The sequence below is a fragment of the Thalassospiraceae bacterium LMO-JJ14 genome (genome assembly GCA_021555105.2).
Taxonomy (GTDB): Bacteria; Pseudomonadota; Alphaproteobacteria; order Rhodospirillales; family Casp-alpha2; genus UBA4479.
Window position 1 is genome coordinate 2,266,252 of the sequence record CP134604.1, and the last position, 20,859, is coordinate 2,287,110.

The window sequence follows — 20,859 nt, forward strand, 5'->3', positions numbered from 1 at the left end:
CTTGGACGTGATAATATCTCAAACCTCCGCCGTATATGGCGGCGCCGGGAAATATTCGATGCCTTTCTGGACGAAGCGTGCGAAGTCGGCATCGTAAATCTGCCCCAGCAACCACAAAGACATATCCATGCCTGCGGAAATACCAGCCGAGGTCACGACATTGCCGTCGCGCACATAGCGGACATTTTCCAGAACCTCGACATCACCGCCATTGCGCAGCAATTCCGTCGCCCCCCAATGGGTCGTCGCTCGCTTGCCTTTCAGATATCCGGCCCGGTGCAAAAGCAATGCGCCGGTGCAGACGCTGGTGACCCACGTGCAGCCGGGTGCAACTTTCTTGATCCAGTCGATTTCCACGCCACCGTCCTTGAAGATTGGCCGTGTCCCCTGACCACCCGGAACCAGAATGACATCAAGCGACGGGTGATCGTCGAGAGTGAAATCGGTAACGATCCGGAGTCCTTTGCCGCAGGTGATTTCACGTCCGGTGCTGCCGATTGTACACACGGTCATATCGGATTGCTCCTGCTTGGCGGCCCAGGCAAGAACCTCCCATGGTCCGAGTGCGTCCAGTTCTTCCATATCGTTGAAGGCAAGAATGCCGAAATTCATTGTCATAGTGGTTTTCCTTTTTATGTGCGGGATGAGGATGTGAAGCGGCGTCGGTAGTCGTCGGGACTGATGCCGAACCCGCGTTGAAAAGCACGGCGCATGCGTTCGATATCACCGAAGCCGCACCTCGCAGCGATGACCTTGATCTGCATCGGGCTTTCCTCGATCAGACGGCGCGCTGCATCAAGTCTGGATTGCGACAGGAATTTCGCCGGTGTCATGCCCGTGGATTTCTTGAACTGCCGATAAAAAGTACGTGGACTCATCGCTGTTTTTTCGGCGAGTTTCCCGACATCAATGTCACGAGCCAGATTTTCCAACATCCATATCTGCAATTCGCGGATGCTGCCGGGCGGTGCCATTTGCGCGGCCAGGTGTGTGCTGAATTGCGCCTGCGAGCCGGGGCGCTTGAAAAACATGACCATGTCACGCGCTACCGCGAGTGCTACGTCGCGGCCCAGATCTGCTTCAACCAGGGCAAGCGCCAAGTCCATGCCCGCCGTCACACCGGCAGACGTGAAGACATTGCCGTCTTTGATAAAGATCGGATCTGCATCAACTGTAATGGCGGGATAATCCCTGGCCAGCCGTTCACAATAAGCCCAGTGCGTCACCGCGCGCCGTCCGTCCAGCATACCGGCTTTGGCAAGAATGAAGGCCCCGGTACAGACCGATACCACACGTGTCGCGCGCGCCGTCAATCTGGCGACGGCAGCGACAAGCCTGGCATCTTCTGTGAAAGCCTGAGTGCCTTTGCCGCCGGCACAAATAAAAGTATCGAATGCGGGGGGGCGGGATGTCAGCGCATGTTTGGCGAACAGTGCCACACCGGCCGATGTTTTGACCGCGCCTGACTTGGGTGCAATGAAGCGAAGATCATAGAAGGGGAATACCTGACCCGACGCCTTCAAAATCTCGTTAGCTGTGCCGAAGACACCGGCGGCCCCGGTCGCGTCGACAATCTGGCAGTGCTCGAAAATCAAGATGCCGATCCGCTTTTGTTTAATGTCGTTTTTCATGGATGTATATTTGCGGTAAACCGGAAATGTCACAATGACAATGACTCCTCAATTTCTGCCATTTATATCCAAGCCTTGATCGAGTGCCTGCGGATGCAGAAACTGCCAGGGCGGCAATTTACGGAGGAGACGATGTCTCAGGATTTTCTAAATGGTATCCGTGTTCTTGACCTGAGTCAGTTTCTGCCGGGGCCGTTCGCGACGCAGATGCTGGCCGACATGGGGGCCGATGTCGTCAAGATCGAACCGCCGAAAGGCGATCCGATGCGTGCCCTCGATCCGGTGACGAATGCACGCGGTGCAAGCCCGTATCATGCACTGGTCAATGCGGGGAAACGTGTCATCAGCCTTGATCTGAAAAGCGATGCGGGCAGGGATGATTTCAAGGCCCTGGTGTCGGCCTGCGATGTCCTGATGGAAAGTTATCGGCCCGGGGTCATGGCACGCCTTGGCTTCGAACACGAAACGCTGCGCGAACTCAATCCGGGCCTGGTGCACTGCGCACTGTCCGGATACGGGCAGAACGGACCGATGCGGCTCACCGGCGGGCATGACATCAATTATGTCGCGGCGGCAGGGCAGCTTGGCCTGACAGGGCCGGGGGCGAAGCCGCACATGGCCTATCCCATGGTTGCCGACTATGCCGGCGCCATGCAATCGATGACGGCGATCCTGGGGGCTCTGGTGGGGCGCGGTGTATCCGGCAAAGGGGCGTATCTGGACGTCGCCATGTCGGACAGTGTGCTGGCCTGGCAAAGTCAGGCACTGACGGCACTGGCCCGCGGCGATACACCGGACCGCGATACCAGTCTACTGACTGGGGGGGCTGCTTTTTATGGTGTCTATGAAACCCAGGACGGCAGGTTTGTCTCGCTCGGCGCGATCGAAACCGTATTTTGGGAAAATTTCTGCCGCGCCGTTGATCGTGACGATCTGATCGCGCGGCAGAACGAAGCATTGCCGCAGACCGCACTGATTGCCGACGTCGCGACGATCTTCAAAAGCAAAACGCGTGACGCGTGGGATACACTGCTGGAAAGCGTCGACTGTTGCTATCACCCAGTGCTGGAGGTTGGCGAAGTCGCCAAGCATCCGCAAAACACGGCGCGCGGTCTGATACAATCGCAACCCGGGCTTGAAGCTGAGAAGGGCGTTTCGGTGCTGTTGCCGTTCTGGATCGACGAAAATCCACCAACACCGAGACCTGCGATGCAGACCTCAACAGCGGATGACGTTATTGCCGGCTGGACGGCAGCGTAAGGTTTATTTCGGGCAGTCGATTTCGGCCAGTAAACCGACACCGGCAAAACCGTTTGCCCGCACGGGAATGGTCGAGCCACCGGCCAGCGCCATGTAATCACGACTGCGGCTGGCGCCATCGGCGGTCACACGTTCGATCGCAACGGCTTTGCACAGTCCGCATTTGTTGACGAGGACCGGACCCTGATTGCCGCGCTCCATGCTGACGCACTTCGGCGTTGCTTCCGGTTGGTTGAAACTTTCGAGAAGATCCTTTTGCGCGCCTTTTTCACCCGGGCAGGGACGTTCCGCCGTAATGCGCGAGCGGCCCGGTCCCCGGAAAGGGACCGGAAAATCGGAACGGGCCTGGACGTTGAATTCACGGCCGACAGGGACAGAATTGCCGGGGCGTGAGCGGATGATCGTTGCATGCACGCACGTGTTGCAGGTGTTGATCAGGGTTTCGATATTTCCTTGCCGGAAAATCCGTACGCATTTCGATTTTGCCTGCGCATCGGTGGGCCAGAAACTGCTTATGGTCAGGGCGATCAAACCCGCGGCCAATAGACGTATCATGGTAAACGCTCCCTCCTTAAGGCCTTAAAAACTAGGCCCAAAAGGTTAACAGAGGGTGAGCGTGCCGCTGTTTCAGTCGTTCTCGGTCTGCCGGTAAGGGGAGTATTCGGCGACGATGGCCTGCATCTCGTGGCGCATCTGCGTGCGTTCGCGGGTCAGAAAATCGTCGACCGCGCTTTCGAAGCCCGGGTCTCGAATGTAGTGCAGGCTGTATATGGGCGAGGGCAGGTAGCCGCGCTGTACTTTGTGCGGGCCCTGCGCCCCGGCCTCGACCCGGTCCAGCCCGTGTTCGATGGCATAGTCGATGGCCCGGTAATAGCAGCATTCGAAATGCAGAAACTTGTGCGACTGCAACGATCCCCAGTTCCGGCCATACAGACAGTCGTGCCCCAGAAGGTTCAGCGCGCCGGCAACCGGTCGCGTGCCGTCGAACGCCATCACCATGACGACAGCGTCGGCCATGCGCTCGCCCAGCATGGAAAAGAATTCACGGTGCAGGTAACTCTGCCCCCACTTCTTGTCGGTCGTCGACATGTAGAAGTCGAAGAACGCGTCCCAGTGCCGTTCTTCAAGGTCGCTGCCCGCCAAGGTTCGGATATCGAGCCCGAGATCGGCGACTTTCTGGCGTTCCTTGCGGATCGTTTTACGTTTACGGGACGATAACGCGCCGAGAAAATCGTCGAAATCGCTATAGCCGTCGTTGTGCCAATGAAACTGCTGACCGAGCCTGTGCAGATATCTGGCTTCCTTGCCGAGTTCCCACAGTTCTTTTTCACAGAACGTGATATGCGCCGACGAAACCTTGAGCTGATCGGCGACGCGTATCAATCCGGCAAGCAACAGCTTTTGTAACTCGTTGCGCAGGGCGGCGTCAGCGTCGGGTGCAACCAGAAGGCGGGGGCCCGGGACCGGGGTAAACGGCACGGCGCACTGCATTTTCGGATAATACCGGCCCCCGGCGCGCTCATAGGCATCGGCCCATGCCCAATCGAAAATATACTCGCCATAAGAATGGGTTTTCAGATACAGCGGCGCACACGCTTCGATGCGGCCGTCGGGTGCTTCGATCACCAGATGGCGGGGGATCCAGCCCGTTTCATCCGTTGCCGATCCGGACTCTTCCAACGCCCACAAAAAAGCATGACGCACGAATGGATTGTCCGTGCCGGCGCAGGCATCCCAGGCTTCGGCCGGAATGGCAGAAATACTGCTTAGCGTCTTGATGACTCTCTGCTCAGACCCGTCCGGCATGTGCGTCCTGCGTTCGCGTTTCGGTTCTCATCCAGATATCGCTCATAAAACCGCTTTCCAGGCGATATCCTTGTATGTCGGCAGTCCCGCGCCAGGATACAAGATTTCAGACAGGATAACGGCACTGTCGAGCAGCCGTGGACCGGGGCGGTTGAAGTAACTGTTGGCGTCGGTCGCATAGACACGCCCGTTTTTAACGGCATTCAGCGCCTGCCATTCTGGTTTCCCGACAAGGGCCCGTGCCTCGGCCTCGCTCCGTTCCAATCCGAAACCGCAAGGCATGAAGACGATGACGTCCGGATCTTCGGCGAAAAGCTGCCCCGGCGCCAGCCAGGGCGCATGCTCGCCGGCCGTGCCGAACGGATCGCGGCCGCCGGCAATGTCGACCAGTGACGGGACCCAGTTGCCCGCCGCCATCAGGGGGTCTGCCCATTCGATACAGGCGACGGAAGGCGGCTCAGCCGTTTGTGCGCGGCGTTGTATATCCGCAAACCCGTCCTGCATGGACTGAATCAGTGCGGCGCCGGCCTCTTCAGCATCGAGCGCGGCTGCGACCCGGCCGATATCGTCAAAGACCTTTTCCAGGCCTTCCGGGTTTAACGAGACGATTTTCGTTTGCGTGCCGAGCATATTGCAAACCGCCGCCTCGACATCGTGAAGCGCGACGGCGCAGACATCGCACTGGTCCTGGGTAACGATGATATCCGGCTGCAAACGGGCCAGTTCATCTTCCAGCACCTCATAGATCGCCAGCGCGTTTTTCAGCGCATGCCTGATCTGTGCGTCGATCTCGGCGCTGCTGCCTTCGGGCTGGACCATGGCGCGGGTACAGACCGGCAAATGAGAAATCCCGGCGGGGTAATCGCATTCATGCGAGCGGCCGACGAGGTTCTCTTCAAAGCCGAGTGCGGCAACGATTTCCGTCGCCGCCGGCAGCAGGGAAACGATCTTTATGCTGGAACGCCGCGCGCTCACGCCAGCTCGAAGATGCCGTCGATTTCCACCGCTACGCCGCGGGGCAGGTCGCCGGCGGAAACCGCAAAGCGGGCATGCTTGCCGTTATCGCCGAACACATCGACCATCAGATCGGATGCGCCGTTGATGACTTCCGGCTGATTGGTGAAACCGGTCGCCGAATTGACGAAGCCGCCGAGCTTGACGACGCGGGCAATGTTATCGAGATCGCCACCGGCAGCGGCCTTTGCCTGCGCCAGCAGGTTCAAACCGCACAGGCGTGCCGCCTGATATCCTTCATCGACCGTCAACTCATCGCCGATCTTGCCGATGTATTCGATCTTGCCGTCTTTCAGGGTGATCTGGCCGGAAACGAAAACAAGGTTTCCGCTAACGACGAACGGAATGTAATTCGCGGCGGGCGCCGCTGCATCCGGCAGTTCAATGCCGAGTTCCTGTAAGCGCGTTTCGATTTTGCCAGCCATGATGATGCCTCTTCGTTAGGTGTGGATCGTTTGTGGGAACGTATTGCCGGCGGCTCGCGTCAGAGCCTGACGTTGTCGCCTTCCTTCGGCGCGAAGCAAATGACTTTGCTGCCCAGCTCTTTCAGTTTCGCTTTCGCGGCCTCGAATTTTGCATCGATCTTGTCATCGTCCTGATCCGGGTCGTGATGGAACAGGTACAGTTCCTTAACCTCGGCCTTGTGTGCCATTTCGCAGACCTTTGACACGCAGGAATGACCCCAGTTGACCTTGGTTTTGTATTCCTCGTCGGTGTACGTGGTGTCGGTAATCAGGACATCGGCGCCGCGAATGAATTCGTTGATGGTCTTTTCGTAGTGCGGGTCGAAGAAATCGCTGTCGTCCAGGTAAAGTTCCTGGTCGGTCACATAACAGATCGAGCGCCCGTTGTAATTGACGCGATAGCCGAGTGCCCGGCCGGGGTGCGCGAGAAGTTTCGTCTGCACTTCGATGCCGGCGACGTCGTGCGTGCCTTCTTCAAGATTTCGGAAGTATGTGCGCGCCGAAAACTCCGTCAGCGTGATCGGGAAATAGACACCGTCCATTTGCGCCGAGATCAGTTCGCGCATCGTGATGTCGCCTTGCTTGGCACCGAGAATTTCAAACTCGTTTCCCTGCATGTACAGCGGGGCGAAGAAGGGGATGGCGTTGATGTGATCCCAATGCGGATGCGAGATGAACAGTTTGGCGTTGATGCGCTTTTTCTTTTCCTGGAGCAACTTGCTGCCCAGTTCCTTGATGCCCGAGCCGCCGTCGAAAATGAACAGTTGCTGGTTCGGAAACTCAAGCGTGACACAGGAAGTGTTGCCGCCGTATTTGAGCGCTCCCGAACCGGTCTTCGGCAAGGTCCCGCGTACGCCCCAGAAGGTCATGCTGATCTGGTCCTCGATGATCGAGCGTAATTTGTCGGCAAACGTTTCGGTGTTGATCGGTTTGCGGATGAACCCGTCGGCGCCCAGCTCCAGCGCGCGGGCTTCGTCCGACGCGTAGGCCTTTGCCGAAACGACGATGAAACGCGTGTCCTTGAGGGCCTCGTTTTCACGCACGCTCTGACAAAGCTCGAACCCATCGATTTTCGGCATCATCAGATCTGACAGAACAACATCCGGACGTGACTTTTCGATCGCCTTCAGGGCGTTTTCGCTGTCGGTCATCGTCTGAACGTCAAAACCCGCTTCATTCAAAACGGCTTCGAGCAGGGAGAGGGTCACTTCATCGTCGTCGATGATAAGCACACTCGTTTTGCCGTTGGCAGCATTCATATTGGGCGGTCCTAAATCCTGATTACCGCGACAATATATGCCGTGCAGGCAAGTGTCGATATTAGAATATTTATAGAGAACAGCGGTTTAGCTTATTATCCTCAACAAAAATGAGGCTTTTCAGCCCCATTTCCGTTACCACTCCCCAAAAAAACGGGCACGCACCGGAACAAAATCCCGGCACGCGCCCCAAGTTTCCCAGGGAGGATCTCCATGCAATCTCATGAGATCACCTTATTCATTCAATGCACCTCATGAGCATCCGGTCGTACCGCCGCACGTGTTGCACTTCAGGCACGTGCCGTTACGAACCAGCGTGAAGTTGCCGCACTCGCCACAAGGATCACCTTCGTAACCCTTCATCCGCGCTTCGCGGATCTGTGTCATGTGCGTGTCCGTCTTTTCCATCACTTCGGCGGAAACCATCACGGCAGAGGACTGCTCGGTGACGACCTGTGTCTGACCGCCGCCGGATGCGACCTGCTGTGTCGCCTGGGCCGGGGCTGCTGCCTGGGTCGCGGCACGTTTCGCTTTCGCGCCGTTGATGACCAGGAACTTGGTCCGCATGAAGCCCATGCTGGCACCGGCCGGAAGGTCGGATTCCGGAAGATCGCCTTCGGCGTCGCCCGAACCGATGCTGTCCGGCGTCAGGTCGCTCGGCTCCACATGCGCCAGGTCGTTGCGGCCCATGTAGCTGACGGCAAGTTCGCGGAAGATGTAGTCGAGGATCGACGTCGCCATCTTGATGGTGTCGTTGCCGCGCACGATACCCGACGGCTCGAAGCGGGTGAACGTGAAGGCCTCGACATATTCCTCGAGCGGCACGCCGTATTGCAGACCGATGGACACCGCGATCGCGAAGTTGTTCATCAGCGAACGGAAAGCCGCACCTTCCTTGTGCATGTCGATGAAGATTTCACCGATTTTGCCGTTCACGTATTCACCGGTACGCAGGTACACCTTGTGCCCGCCGACGGTCGCTTTCTGGGTGTAACCCTTGCGGCGGTCGGGGAGGCGTTGGCGCTCGGCGATATAGCGCTCGATGATCCGTTCCGTGATTGCTTCGGCACGGGCCACCAGCGGTGCTTCGCTGAGTTCCGCGGCGACATCGTCGGCATCCTCGACATCTTCGTCGATCAGCGACGCCGACAGCGGTTGCGACAGCTTGGAACCATCGCGGTACAGCGCGTTCGCCTTGAGGCAGAGACGCCAGGACAGCAGATACGATTCCTTGCAGTGCTCGACCGTCGCCGCATTCGGCATGTTGATGGTCTTGGAAATCGCCCCCGAGATGAACGGCTGTGCCGCCGCCATCATGTGGATGTGGCTTTCGACCGAAAGCGCGCGTTTGCCGATCCGGCCGCACGGGCTTGCGCAGTCGAAGACGGCCAGATGCTCTTCCTTCAGGTGCGGCGCACCTTCGACCGTCATCGCCCCGCAAACATACGTGTTGGCGGCTTCGACATCGGCCTTGGAAAAACCGATGGCCGTCAGAAGGTTGAAGTTCAGGTCATCCAGCGATGCCTTTTCGAGCTTCAGGACTTCGGTGCAGAAGGCTTCGCCCAGCGTCCACTTGTTGAAGGCGAACTTGATCTCGAATGCTTCGCCGAGGTTCTTTTCGACCTTGGCGATGGCATCGTCGGTGAAGCCCTTGGCTTTCAAGGTTTCGTGGTTGATCGCCGGTGCCCCCTTGAGCGAACCGTGCCCGACGGCATAGTCGATGACATCCTTGATCTGCTCGGCGTTATAACCCAGCGTCGTCATCGCCTGCGGCACCATCGAGTTGATGATCTTGAAGTAACCGCCACCGGCCAGTTTCTTGAATTTCACCAATGCGAAATCAGGCTCGATGCCGGTGGTATCGCAATCCATGACAAGACCGATGGTCCCGGTCGGCGCGATCACCGTTACCTGCGCGTTGCGGTAACCGTGATGCTGTCCGAGTTTCAATGCACGGTCCCAGGCATCCGCGGCGGCGGCGGAAAGTGCCGTATCGGGACAATTGTCGGCGTTGAACGCAACCGGATTGATCGACAGACCTTCATATCCTTCGGCCTCACCGTGTGCGGCGCGGCGATGGTTGCGGATGACCCGTAGCATATGCTCGGCGTTCGGTTCGTAGCCCGGGAAGGCGCCGAGTTGTTCGGCCATGGCGGCCGAGGTCGCATACGACTGACCGCACATCAGGGACGTGATGGCGGCGCAGATGGCGCGGCCTTCGTCGCTGTCATAAGGAATGCCGGCGGCCATCAGGAACCCGCCGATGTTGGCGTAACCCAGACCCAGCGTCCGGTAACGGTAGCTGAGCTCGGCGATACGTTTCGACGGGAACTGCGCCATCAGTACCGAAATTTCCAGAGTGATGGTCCACAGCGTTACGGCGTGAGTGAAGCCGGCAACGTCGAAGATGCCGTCCTCGCCACGGAAGTTCATGAGGTTGAGCGACGCCAGATTACAGGCGGTGTCGTCCAGGAACATGTATTCCGAGCACGGGTTCGAGGCATTGATACGGCCGGATTCAGGGCAGGTGTGCCATTCGTTGATCGTGGTATCGAACTGGATACCCGGATCGGCGCAGGCCCATGCCGAATAACCGACATCGTCCCACAGCTTGGCGGCGCTGACGCGCTTGTCGACCTTACCGTCCTTGCGGCGGATCAGGTCCCATTCGCCGTCATCGAGAACAGCCTGCAGGAAGTCGTTGGTAACACGTACCGAGTTGTTGGAATTCTGGCCGGAAACCGTCACGTACGCATCGGAATCCCAGTCGGTGTTGTATTCCTTGAACTCAAGCGACGTATAGCCCTGCTTGGCGAACTGAATGATCCGCTGCACGTAGTTTTCCGGTATCATCACCTTGCGCGCGGCGCGGATCGCCGATTTCAGCTCGGCGTTTTCCTTGGGATCGTACTTCTTTTCGTCATCGAGATCGCTCTCGCAACATGCCTTCATGACCTCGTTGAGATGCTTGTTGGCAAGCTTTGAGCCGGCCACCAGCGCGGCGACCTTCTGCTCTTCGATGACCTTCCAGTTGACGAATTTTTCAATGTCCGGGTGATCGATGTCGACAACGACCATTTTCGCGGCACGGCGCGTGGTGCCGCCCGACTTGATCGCGCCGGCGGCCCGATCGCCGATCTTGAGGAAGCTCATCAGGCCGGACGACTTGCCGCCGCCCGACAGGGGCTCGCCGTCACCACGGATCGCCGAGAAGTTGGACCCGGTGCCTGAGCCGTACTTGAACAGCCGTGCTTCACGAACCCACAGGTCCATGATGCCGCCTTCGTTCACCAGATCGTCGCTGACGGACTGGATGAAACAGGCGTGCGGCTGCGGGTGCTCGTAAGCGGACTGCGATGAGACCAGCTTGCCGGTTTCGAAGTCCACATAAGAGTGTCCCTGCGCCGGCCCGTCGATGCCGTATGCCCAGTGCAGACCGGTGTTGAACCACTGCGGGGAGTTCGGTGCGCCGGACTGATTGGCCAGCATGAAGCGCATTTCGTCGAAATACGCACGGGCGTCTTCTTCGCTGTCGAAGTAGCCGCCTTTCCAGCCCCAATAGGTCCAAGTGCCGGCGAGGCGGTCAAAAACCTGCTTGGCACTGTGTTCGCCGACAAGGCGTTCGTGTTCGGGCAGCGATGCAAGTGCCTTTTCATCGGGGACCTTGCGCCATAACCAGGACGGAACCGAGTTTTCCTCGACCGCCTTCAGAATGGCCGGAATACCTGCCTTGCGGAAATACTTCTGCGCCAGAACATCGCTCGCCACCTGAGAGAATCTTTTCGGTACCTCAAGCTCGTCGAGCCTGAAGACGATAGACCCGTCCGGGTTGCGGATCTCACTCGAAGTGGTGCGGAACTCAAGCGCATCATATGGTGATTGGCCGTCGGTCGTGTAGTGTCTCGAAATACGCATCTTTCCCCCGAATAGATGTATAGGGTTTCAACTCATGTTTTAATGGACCAGTGACGGCCCCCCGGTTGCCCTACGGCGGCGGTTTTCCGCTGCTCGAAGCGATAAAGTGCTGAACACTAGATATCGTGTCTGCCCAGGTGCAACGAACGACATCTAGACATAGCTGAAATTTTGGTTCAACAAGATTTCGCGTCTGAGGCGTCAAAAAAACGCAATATTTTGGGTTGACTTTTTTCCGAGTGGTTCGCGGCCCCCGGAATTCCGGGGATAACCGTCGACCGGCTATCTCGAGAATTATATCAACATTCCCGGACGCCCGTTTCGGTTAAAATTTTAACCAGATTCCGGCATGTCGGCTGGAATCCGCCGGACTCTCTGACGAAAGATTGTTAACGGGCGAAAAGGTGCGTTTGAAAGAAATTTTCTTCATCCCTGATTTCCATGGACGATTCGATGTAAATACGCACTTTTTGCCAGCCTGTTTTCCAGGCAGGTTCGGAACAGGCATGGTGACCCGCCCGGTTCGGAGTTCACTTGCCGCGTTAAATCCTAAGTGCGATATTAAGCTCGATATTGCATAGATGGCAGCCTGCCTCGATTGACCGTCGGCTGGCCAAAGACAGATCGGAACGGATACGTACATTGATGAGCATCGGCACACTGATTTATACGTGGCTCAACGGCCGGCAGGTTGGAGCCGATGAATTCGGCAATCGCTACTTCGAGGCCAGGAACGGTGCCAAGCTGCATAACCGGCAACGCCGCTGGGTTTTATTCAAAGGGGGCGTCGAAGCTTCCAAGGTGCCGCCGGAGTGGCATGCATGGCTGCATCACATGACGCCTGAGCCACTGACCGATGAAGCGGCGAAATCCCGTGCATGGCAAAAGCCGCATCAACCGAATCTTACCGGCACGATCAATGCCTATCGACCCAAAGGTCACGACTTCAAGGGCGGGCAGCGCGCGCATGCAACGGGCGATTATGAGGCTTGGTCCCCCGAATGAATGCCGAAGTGAAGGAAATTTCGGTCGGCGCGGTCGTCTTCGCGGTTTTCCTGGGTGTCATGGTGTATGTCTATAGCGGGCAAAATGACCTCGCCGACGAAGGCTCCGGCACCCGCGTATCGGCAAGTTTCAACCGTATTGACGGTCTGGTCGAAGGCGACCCGGTGTATTTATCCGGGGTGCGTATCGGTTCCGTTGAAAAAATGTGGCTGAACAAGGATTTTCGCGCCGTCATCACATTCTGGGTCAACGGCGACATCAAGATACCGAAGGACAGTTCCGCCGCCATCCATACGGACGGTCTGTTCGGTTCGAAATTCGTCGTGCTGGAACCGGGCGCAGAAGAAGCGCCGCTTACGGACGGCAGCACGATTACATTCACGCAGGATGCCGTTGTAGTTTCCGAGCTTCTCGATCTTATTATTTCCGAGGGCAAGGCAAACCGCGCCCAGGAAAAGAAAAAGCAAAACACACAGTAATCGGCAGCATCCGGGAGATATCAAGATGAAGAAAAATGCGGTCGAAACAATCCTGGGAGCCGTCGTTCTTGTCGCTGCGGTGACGTTCCTTATTTTTGCCCTGAATACCGCGCAAGTCAGCACGGTGCATGGCTACCGCGTCTCGGCGGCGTTTTTCAAGGTTGGTGGCCTGACCAACGGCAGCGATGTCCGCATCAACGGCATCAAGGTCGGTACCGTCAGCGATCTGGAACTGGATGCGAGCACCTTCGATGCTGTTGTGTCGATGTCGATCCGCTCCGATGTGAAAATTCCGGCCGACAGTGTCGCCGCAATCGGCAGCTCCGGCATCGTCGGCGGCAAGTTCGTCAGCATCCAGCCCGGCGGTTCCAAGGACTTCCTCGCGGCGGACGGCAAGATTTCCAGAACCAAGGACTTCAAGTCACTGGAAGACCAGGTCGGAGAAATCATCTTCCTGGCGACGGGGGGCGGGAGCTGATTTTCGCTTCCTTGTTCCGCCGGTTTAAAACATCGAGCGCCTGGACGTTGTGCGTGGCAGGCATGCTTGCCGCGCTGTGCAGTTACCCAGCTCATGCCGATCCGCACGCCGTTGCCGTGCTGCAGACCCTCGACAAGGTCACGGCGCGGGTAAATACGATCGATGTTCGTGTCGGTGCGACGGTGCGTTTCGGGACGTTACTTATCCGAGTCGATCACTGCGATAAGCGGCCGCCGGAAGAAACGCCCGAAAGTACCGCGTTCCTTGAAATTGCCGAACAACGGCCCGGTGAGCAGCCGGTGTTGACGTTCGCCGGCTGGATGTTCGCCTCGAGCCCGGCACTGAATGCCCTGGAACATCCGGTCTATGATGTCTGGTTACTGGACTGCAAGGAACGGATCGCGTCCGACAATTGAGTCCGAAGCACACCTGCATAGCCCTGAAAACCACAGTTATTTTATGGGCGAAATATCCGATGAAATTAGTCAAGATTATCCGTCTTCAAGAACACGGATAGTTATGATGAACAGGATTGTAAACGAGCGATCAAAGGCAGATTGGGTCCATGCCCTTGATGTGGCCGAACTGAACGGCAAGCCTAAAGTCGTAAAACTGGACGGTCGTCAGTTGGTGCTCTTCAAAAGCGGCAATGATATTTTTGCCTGCAACAACCGCTGCCCACACGAGGGCTATCCACTTTCCGAAGGTGTGCTCAGCGACGGCTGCATCCTGACGTGCAACTGGCACAACTGGAAATTCGATCTTCGCTCCGGCGCGACAATCGTCGGGGGCGACCGGCTGCGCCGGTATCCGGTCAAAGTTCATGATGGTCATGTATATGTCGATGTGGCCGATCCGCCGCCGGGCGACATCGTTGAAGACTCGATCACGGACCTGCTCGACAGTTTCGATGATCATGATTACACCCGAATGGCGCGGGAAATTGCACGAATCATCAAGGCTGACGGCAATCCGCTGGATGCGGTCACGGCGACCCTGAAGGAAACCTATGACCGTTTTGAATACGGCATGACGCATGCCGTCGCCGCCGCGGCGGACTGGCTCGCTCTCTACAGCGCGTCAGCCGGCGAACCTGCGAGACAATTGACGTGCATTACCGAAATCGTCGGCCATATGGCGTGGGACACACGCAGGCAGACCTCATTCCCATATGCCGGTTCGATGCAGGCTTTCAATGCCAATGTATTTTTGCGCGCGATCGAACTGCAAGATGAGGACACCGCCATTTCGCACATGCGGGGCGCTTTATGTGCCGGTTATGAATTCGACGATTTATATGAGTATCTGGCTCGATCCGCACTTTCACATTATCAGGATTTCGGTCATTCCCTGATTTATGTGCTCAAGTCCCGGCAGTTTGTCCGCAGAACCGAAGGGCATACGCTGGAGCAGGTTTTGTTCATGCTTGTGCGTGCCTTGATTTACGCAACCCGCGAAGATCTCATCCCGCAATTCAAGGCCTACCGCCAATCTCTTGCCAACTGGACCGACGGAGAGGGTGAACCGGACAAGGCAGTCCTTCGCGAGGGCGGGGTCAGCGAAGTTCTGAGTGAAATTCAGAAATGCAGCGGCGATCCGATGGCTTGCTACAATGCGCTTTACGATGCCGCCGCGTGGCAGATGCTGCATATGGATATCGATTATTCACTGTCGACATCGGGACCGGTGCAGGACAATGTCGGCTGGCTGGACTTCACGCACGCCCTGACTTTTGCCAATGCCGTCCGCATCATTTGCAGCGATTTCCCCGATTTGTGGCCACAAGGGCTTTTGCAAATCGGCTGCTTTCTCGGGCGCAACGCCAAATACACCGACAAGACGCAGGACACGAGCCAGTGGCGCGTGGACGATCCGCTGACATTTGCCAGATCCGCGCGTGACGGCGTCATCGATCATGGGCAGTTCGAATACATCGTCGCCGCGCACATGCTGAAACTGTCACACGCCATCGTCGACGAAATAGAGGCGCAACCCGATGCGCCATGGACTGCCACGGCGGCAGCCGCACTCAACCGTTTTCTGAATTCCCCGCTGAAGCGTAAACATGCGCTTCGTACCGCACGACAGGCCATGTTCATCGTAGAAAGGGAAGACTAAGGGACTTAGTCCTTGCCGGCGAACATGCGCCCGAATTCTTCATTCAGTGTCTCGGAATCGATATTTGCGGGAAACAGACAATGAACGGCCAGGGCGGCCTCGAGTTTCTTCAGGAACTCACGCGCCGGAATTTCAATGGCGCCGAAGGTCTGCAAGTGATCGGTGACGAATTGTGTATCGAGTAGTTTGAACCGGCCGATCCTGAGCCGTGCACACAAGTGGATGAGCGCAACCTTGGATGCGTCGGTAACACGCGAGAACATACTCTCGCCAAAGAAAACGCCCCCCAGCGCCACGCCGTACAGGCCACCGGCAAGGCGGCCGTCGATCCAGCTTTCGACGCTGTGCGCATAACCCATGCGGTGTAACTCGTTGACGGCCTGTTCGATCTGCGGATTGATCCATGTTTCACCGCGTTCGGGCGTTCGCTTGCCGCATTCCGCAACGATACCGGCGAAATCATAATTGCAGCGCACTTCGAAGCCGCCCTTGCGGATGGTCTTTTTCAGGCTTTTTGAAATATGCAGATGATCGAGTGGGAGGATGCCGCGATTTCTGGGGTCGATCCACGAAATCGTGGTCGCGGTTCGGCTTTCGGCCATCGGAAAAACGCCAACGGTATAAGCCCTGAGCAAAAGCTCCGGTGTCAGTTCGAAGTCGTCTGAACTTCGGTTGCTCATCTTCCTCCGTCGGCGTCGATCTTCTTCAGATATTCTTCCAACCAGTGAATATCGTAGGCCCCGTTGATGAAATCGTCATTCAGAATCAGTTCCTGATGCAACGGTACGGTTGTCTTGATTCCGTCGATGACAAACTCCGTCAACGCGCGGCGCAGGCGCATCAGGCATTCGCCACGGTTACGGCCATGAACAATCAGCTTGGCGATCATGCTGTCGTAATGCGGCGGGACGCGGTATCCGGAATATAGCCCACTGTCGACGCGTACACCGAGGCCGCCCGGCGCATGATATTCATTCACGAGTCCGGGCGAGGGCGCAAAGGTGAACGGGTCTTCCGCATTGATCCGGCATTCGATGGAATGACCGTTAAAGCGAATGTCTTCCTGCGTGTAATGGAGCGGCTCACCGGCCGCGATGCGGATCATCTCGCGCACCAGATCCAGTCCGGTGACGGCTTCGGTGACCGGGTGCTCGACCTGCAGGCGGGTATTCATCTCGATAAAGAAGAACTCGCCGTCCTCATAAAGAAACTCGACAGTCCCCGCAGAGCGGTATCCCAATTTGCGGACGGCATCGGCGACGGTTTTGCCGATATCCGCACGTTCCAGGGCGTTCAGGGCAGGCGAGGGTGATTCCTCGAGAATTTTCTGGTGCCTGCGCTGCAGCGAACAGTCGCGTTCGCCCAAATGCACAACGTTGCCTTCCTGATCGGCAAGCACCTGCACTTCGATATGGCGGGGCCGGTCGAGGTAGCGTTCCATGTAAACGGCGCCGTTGCCGAACGACGCTTCCGCCTCGTTCCGGGCGACATCGAAGGCGTCGTGCAGGTCGTCTTCCGTCAGGGCGACTTTCATGCCGCGGCCGCCGCCACCGGCTGCGGCCTTGATCAGTACCGGATAACCGATTTCATTGGCCCATTTCTTGGCATGCTCGAAATCCATGACTTCGCCATCGGATCCGGGCACGCAGGGAATGCCGGCGTCGCGGGCAGCCTGTTTGGCGGTGATCTTGTCGCCCATCAGGCGGATGTGCTCAGCCGTCGGGCCGATGAACTTGATCCCGTGTTCGACGACCATTTCCGCGAAATCGGCGTTCTCGGAGAGAAAACCGTACCCGGGGTGTATGGCGTCGGCGCCGGTAATCGATGCCGCCGAGAGGATTGCAGATGTGCTGAGGTAACTGTCCTTGGCGGCGGGCGGGCCGATACAGACACTTTCATCGGCGAGGCGGACATGCATCGCATTGGCGTCTGCCGTTGAGTGCACGGCGACGGAGTGTATCCCCATTTCGCGGCACGCCCGCATGATTCGGAGCGCGATTTCGCCGCGGTTGGCGATGAGGACTTTTTCGATCATTCGGCCGGCCCGTTCACTCGATGATGACCAGGGGTTCGCCGAATTCCACCGGCGTTCCGTCGCGCACCAGAATGCGTTTGACGGTGCCCGATCGCGGCGCCGAGATCGGGTTGAAAACCTTCATCGCCTCAATCAGCAAAAGCGTGTCGCCTTCCTTGGCGGTATCGCCTTCATTGCAGAACGCATCGCTTTTCGGGTCCGGCGACAGGTAGCATACGCCGACCATCGGCGACTTCACGACGCCCGGATGATTGGCGGGATCGTCGGCGTCGGGCGCCGGGGCGGCGGATGCCGCCGGTGACGCTGTCATGGGCGGAGGTGCGGCATAGGAAACCGCGCTGCCGCCGCGTGCCACACGGATTTTGCTGTCACCTTCCTCGATCTCGATTTCACCGAGTCCGGTTTCATCAAGCAAACCGGCGAGTTTTCTGATCAGGTCTTCATTGACCATCAAGCCGGTTTTCGCGTCCTTAGCCATGCTTCATTTGCTCCCGTCTAGCCGTCTTGTCACGGCTTCAATTGCCAACTCGTAACCGAGCGACCCGATGCCGCAAATCATGCCGTCCGCCGCACGGGCGATATAAGATTTGTGGCGGAATGATTCGCGCTGGTGAATATTCGATAGATGAACCTCGATGATCGGCATGTCGCAAGCATTCAGCGCATCAAGCAAAGCCACCGACGTATGTGTATAGGCGGCGGCGTTAATGATGATGCCGGCGTGCGCTGCGCGGGCTTCCTGTATCCAGCCGACCAACTCGCCTTCGATATTTGATTGGCGGAAATCGACAGCCACGCCAAGGGCTTCGGCACGCGCCACACACCGGGCCTCGATGTCAGCCAGGGTCTCCGAGCCGTAAATCTCCGGCTCGCGGGTTCCCAACAAGTTCAGGTTGGGCCCGTTTAATATCATAATCGTACTCGGCATCGGCTATTCGCGTCCTTACAACCCTTGAAAGGCAAGGAGATTCGGTATTTTTATATCACGCCCGGCAGCATGGGAAACAGGACGAATTCTCAGCCCTGCCACGTTGAAAAAAGTGTGCCGCCAACCCATACTCATGGGAACACCATAGGAAAGACAAATGAACATTACGATTAACGGTGAAAAACGGGAATTCGGCGTCGAGTTGAGCGTCGACAACCTGCTGCGCGAAATAGGCCTCGATCCCGCGAAAGTCGCTGTGGAGCGCAATCTGGAGATCGTTCCCAAGTCGACCTATGGTCAAACACGGCTGAACGATGGCGACAAGCTTGAAATCGTGCACTTTATCGGCGGCGGCGCGCCCGATGGCCCTGCCGTAGAAGACGACGACCCGCTTATTATCGACGGCCGGACCTTCAAATCGCGTCTGATCATCGGTACCGGGAAATACGCCGATTACGAAATCAACCGCAAGGCCTGCGTCGCAGCCGACATCGATATGATCACGGTCGCCGTCAGGCGCGTGAACCTGACCGATCCGGATCAGCCGATGCTGATCGATTATATAGATCCGAAGAAATACACCTATCTGCCGAACACGGCGGGCTGCTTTACGGCTGAAGACGCCGTGCGCACGCTGCGCCTGGCCCGTGAAGCCGGCGGCTGGGATCTCGTTAAACTCGAGATACTGGGCGAAGCCCGCACACTTTATCCGATGATGCCGGAAACCATCGAAGCCACCGCCAAGCTGACCGAAGAAGGCTTCAGGGTCATGGCCTATTGTTCAGACGACCCAATCCTCTGCAAGCGTGTCGAGGAAGCGGGAGCCGTTGCCATCATGCCGCTGGGTGCACCGATCGGATCCGGCCTCGGCATTCAGAACCCGGTCAATATCCGCCTGATCGTCGAACAAACGGAAGTCCCCGTCATCGTCGATGCCGGTGTCGGCACCGCATCCGATGCGACCATCGCCATGGAACTCGGTTGTGACGGTGTTCTGATGAACACTGCGATTGCCGGGGCCGACGACCCGATCCGCATGGCCAGAGCGATGAAGCATGCGGTTATCGCCGGTCGCCTTTCGTACCTCGCCGGCCGTATGCCCAGAAAAATGTACGCCGATCCGTCGTCGCCGCTGTCGGGCCTTATCTGATGTTTCCCTGAACCGCTTTGCTAACGCTTCGTTAGCATTGTCTTAGGATTGTCATGGCAGGTTCTGGACAGAGCGGTCCGTTATTGTATCATAAAAGGTAAAGGCAATGGCCAGACCCAAGGAATTCGAAGTCGACGAGGCGCTCGGCCGCGCAATGGATGTGTTCTGGAGTTATGGATACAAAGCGACGTCGCTTGGCGATCTGACATCCGCCATGGGGATTTCCAAATCCAGCCTGTACGAGACTTTCGGCTCCAAGCACGATCTGTTTCTGGCAACGATCGAGCATTACATCCGCACGGTTACATCGCAGATTTCCGGCGCAACGCATATCAATGCCCCGGCGCGCAAGGTAATCCGCGCACTGTTTGACCGTGCTGTCCAACGCATGGCGGAGCCGACCAGCCGGCGTGGATGTTATCTGAACAACTGTGCCGTCGAGGTGTCGGTGCGAGACGAACAAGCAGGTGTACGGGTCGAGCAGGGACTGGCGATCATGGAAGAAGCCTTCCATACCCTCGTTGTGCGCGGTCAGCGCGAAGGCACGATATCTCCCTCGCACGATACAAAGTCCATGGCACGGTTCCTTGTTTCTAGCCTTAATGGTATTCTTGTCATGGGAAAAGCGCATACCGACACGGAAAAGCTCTATGATGTGGTCGATATTACAATTAATGCGCTTGGCTGATAATTTGTCTCTTACATGGGACGGAGGAAAACATGACAAGTGTTGTGCAACGCCTGTTGGCGATACTAGCCGTTAGCCTAAGCTGTTTTTACACACCTAATGCCGGGGCCGTAACGTTGAACGAAAGCGGTCTGCATGTGCAGCCGTGGTTCGCGGAAAGTTTTCTGATCCTTGGTGAAGATGCTGCCGAAGCGGCAGCGAACGGCAAGCGTCTTGCGGTGTTTTTCGAGCAACGCGGCTGCCCGTATTGCAGGGAAATGCACGAGGTCAATCTGGCGAAACCGGAAATCAGTGATTTCATCAAAGAGAATTTTTCAGTCGTGCAGTTGAATATGTGGGGGTCGCGCGAAGTCACGGATCTCGACGGCAAGGCCATGGAAGAACGCGAACTGTCGCGCCGCTGGCGGGTCAACTTCACACCGACCATCGTCTTCGTCGGGACACCGGACGAAATAGCCAAAGGTGAAAACGAAGTTGCGCGCATGCCCGGTTACTTCAAGCCGTTTCACTTTCAGTCCATGTTCGAATTCGTGCATCAGGGCGCGTACAAGGACCAGCTCTTCCAGCGCTTCCTGCAGGACAAGTTCAAACGACTGGAGGCCGAAGGCAAAAAGCCCGAGATCTGGTAA

At 57.3% G+C, this 20,859-nt stretch carries 21 protein-coding genes; 9 read left to right on the forward strand and 12 right to left on the reverse strand.

What is annotated here, in order from left to right:
* Window positions 1-18: 18 nt before the first annotated feature.
* Together L2D14_10605 and L2D14_10610 are read right to left on the reverse strand one after the other, a co-directional pair.
* Window positions 19-618, reverse strand: coding sequence for a DJ-1/PfpI family protein (locus tag L2D14_10605; protein ID WNJ98324.1), 600 nt, complete (start codon window positions 616-618; stop codon window positions 19-21).
* Between the two features lie 14 nt (window positions 619-632).
* A complete protein-coding gene (locus tag L2D14_10610; GenBank protein WNJ98325.1) occupies window positions 633-1,631 on the reverse strand; it encodes a GlxA family transcriptional regulator in 999 nt (332 codons plus the stop codon).
* 132 nt (window positions 1,632-1,763) lie between these two features.
* Between L2D14_10610 and L2D14_10615 the strand changes: the two genes are divergently transcribed.
* Window positions 1,764-2,891, forward strand: coding sequence for a CoA transferase (locus tag L2D14_10615; protein ID WNJ98326.1), 1,128 nt, complete (start codon window positions 1,764-1,766; stop codon window positions 2,889-2,891).
* Between the two features lie 3 nt (window positions 2,892-2,894).
* Here the strand turns inward: L2D14_10615 and L2D14_10620 are convergent, their stop codons facing one another.
* The 6 genes from L2D14_10620 to L2D14_10645 form a co-directional block, all read right to left on the reverse strand.
* Complete coding sequence (locus L2D14_10620) at window positions 2,895-3,446, reverse strand: hypothetical protein (GenBank protein ID WNJ98327.1); 552 nt, start codon at window positions 3,444-3,446, stop codon at window positions 2,895-2,897.
* A gap of 72 nt (window positions 3,447-3,518) precedes the next feature.
* Window positions 3,519-4,697 (reverse strand): GNAT family N-acetyltransferase, encoded by a 1,179-nt coding sequence (locus L2D14_10625; protein WNJ98328.1) that lies wholly within the window; start codon window positions 4,695-4,697, stop codon window positions 3,519-3,521.
* A 42-nt stretch (window positions 4,698-4,739) separates the two neighbouring features.
* On the reverse strand, window positions 4,740-5,672 hold the full coding sequence (locus tag L2D14_10630) for a cobalamin-binding protein (protein WNJ98329.1): 933 nt from the start codon (window positions 5,670-5,672) through the stop codon (window positions 4,740-4,742).
* Window positions 5,669-6,136 (reverse strand): RidA family protein, encoded by a 468-nt coding sequence (locus L2D14_10635; protein ID WNJ98330.1) that lies wholly within the window; start codon window positions 6,134-6,136, stop codon window positions 5,669-5,671. Before L2D14_10635 ends, L2D14_10630 begins: the two co-directional genes overlap by 4 nt.
* 59 nt (window positions 6,137-6,195) lie before the next feature.
* Window positions 6,196-7,434 (reverse strand): response regulator, encoded by a 1,239-nt coding sequence (locus L2D14_10640; protein ID WNJ98331.1) that lies wholly within the window; start codon window positions 7,432-7,434, stop codon window positions 6,196-6,198.
* A 252-nt stretch (window positions 7,435-7,686) separates the two neighbouring features.
* Window positions 7,687-11,349: a vitamin B12-dependent ribonucleotide reductase gene (locus L2D14_10645; protein ID WNJ98332.1), complete on the reverse strand. Its 3,663-nt coding sequence runs from the start codon at window positions 11,347-11,349 to the stop codon at window positions 7,687-7,689.
* 645 nt (window positions 11,350-11,994) lie between these two features.
* Between L2D14_10645 and L2D14_10650 the strand changes: the two genes are divergently transcribed.
* The 5 genes from L2D14_10650 to L2D14_10670 all read left to right on the forward strand — a co-directional run bounded on the left by L2D14_10650 (window position 11,995) and on the right by L2D14_10670 (window position 15,429).
* Window positions 11,995-12,354, forward strand: a complete 360-nt coding sequence (locus L2D14_10650; protein WNJ98333.1) for an NADH:ubiquinone oxidoreductase subunit NDUFA12 — start codon at window positions 11,995-11,997, stop codon at window positions 12,352-12,354.
* Window positions 12,351-12,833 carry an MlaD family protein gene (locus L2D14_10655; GenBank protein ID WNJ98334.1) on the forward strand — a complete coding sequence of 161 codons (483 nt, stop codon included), beginning with the start codon at window positions 12,351-12,353 and terminating at the stop codon, window positions 12,831-12,833. Before L2D14_10650 ends, L2D14_10655 begins: the two co-directional genes overlap by 4 nt.
* Window positions 12,834-12,858: 25 nt before the next feature.
* Entirely contained in the window at window positions 12,859-13,311 is a 453-nt protein-coding gene (locus L2D14_10660; GenBank protein ID WNJ98335.1) for an outer membrane lipid asymmetry maintenance protein MlaD, read from the forward strand.
* Window positions 13,312-13,373: 62 nt separating this feature from the next.
* Window positions 13,374-13,727: a DUF2155 domain-containing protein gene (locus tag L2D14_10665; protein WNK01676.1), complete on the forward strand. Its 354-nt coding sequence runs from the start codon at window positions 13,374-13,376 to the stop codon at window positions 13,725-13,727.
* A gap of 106 nt (window positions 13,728-13,833) precedes the next feature.
* Entirely contained in the window at window positions 13,834-15,429 is a 1,596-nt protein-coding gene (locus L2D14_10670) for a Rieske (2Fe-2S) protein (protein ID WNJ98336.1), read from the forward strand.
* A gap of 5 nt (window positions 15,430-15,434) precedes the next feature.
* On the opposite strand, the gene aat is transcribed toward L2D14_10670, so the two are convergent.
* The 4 genes from aat to aroQ are packed head-to-tail and all read right to left on the reverse strand — an operon-like array spanning window position 15,435 to window position 18,392.
* A complete protein-coding gene (gene aat / locus L2D14_10675) occupies window positions 15,435-16,109 on the reverse strand; it encodes a leucyl/phenylalanyl-tRNA--protein transferase (GenBank protein WNJ98337.1) in 675 nt (224 codons plus the stop codon).
* Window positions 16,106-17,464, reverse strand: a complete 1,359-nt coding sequence (gene accC, locus L2D14_10680) for an acetyl-CoA carboxylase biotin carboxylase subunit (GenBank protein ID WNJ98338.1) — start codon at window positions 17,462-17,464, stop codon at window positions 16,106-16,108. Before accC ends, aat begins: the two co-directional genes overlap by 4 nt.
* Window positions 17,465-17,477: 13 nt before the next feature.
* Window positions 17,478-17,942: an acetyl-CoA carboxylase biotin carboxyl carrier protein subunit gene (locus L2D14_10685; protein ID WNJ98339.1), complete on the reverse strand. Its 465-nt coding sequence runs from the start codon at window positions 17,940-17,942 to the stop codon at window positions 17,478-17,480.
* 3 nt (window positions 17,943-17,945) lie between these two features.
* A complete protein-coding gene (aroQ, locus tag L2D14_10690) occupies window positions 17,946-18,392 on the reverse strand; it encodes a type II 3-dehydroquinate dehydratase (GenBank protein ID WNJ98340.1) in 447 nt (148 codons plus the stop codon).
* A gap of 157 nt (window positions 18,393-18,549) precedes the next feature.
* Between aroQ and thiS the strand changes: the two genes are divergently transcribed.
* The 3 genes from thiS to L2D14_10705 all read left to right on the forward strand — a co-directional run bounded on the left by thiS (window position 18,550) and on the right by L2D14_10705 (window position 20,859).
* The gene (thiS, locus tag L2D14_10695; GenBank protein ID WNJ98341.1) at window positions 18,550-19,542 is read left to right on the forward strand and encodes a sulfur carrier protein ThiS; all 993 of its coding nucleotides are present in this window, start codon (window positions 18,550-18,552) and stop codon (window positions 19,540-19,542) included.
* 106 nt (window positions 19,543-19,648) lie between these two features.
* A complete protein-coding gene (locus tag L2D14_10700) occupies window positions 19,649-20,230 on the forward strand; it encodes a TetR/AcrR family transcriptional regulator (protein WNJ98342.1) in 582 nt (193 codons plus the stop codon).
* 32 nt (window positions 20,231-20,262) lie between these two features.
* On the forward strand, window positions 20,263-20,859 hold the full coding sequence (locus L2D14_10705) for a thioredoxin family protein (protein WNJ98343.1): 597 nt from the start codon (window positions 20,263-20,265) through the stop codon (window positions 20,857-20,859).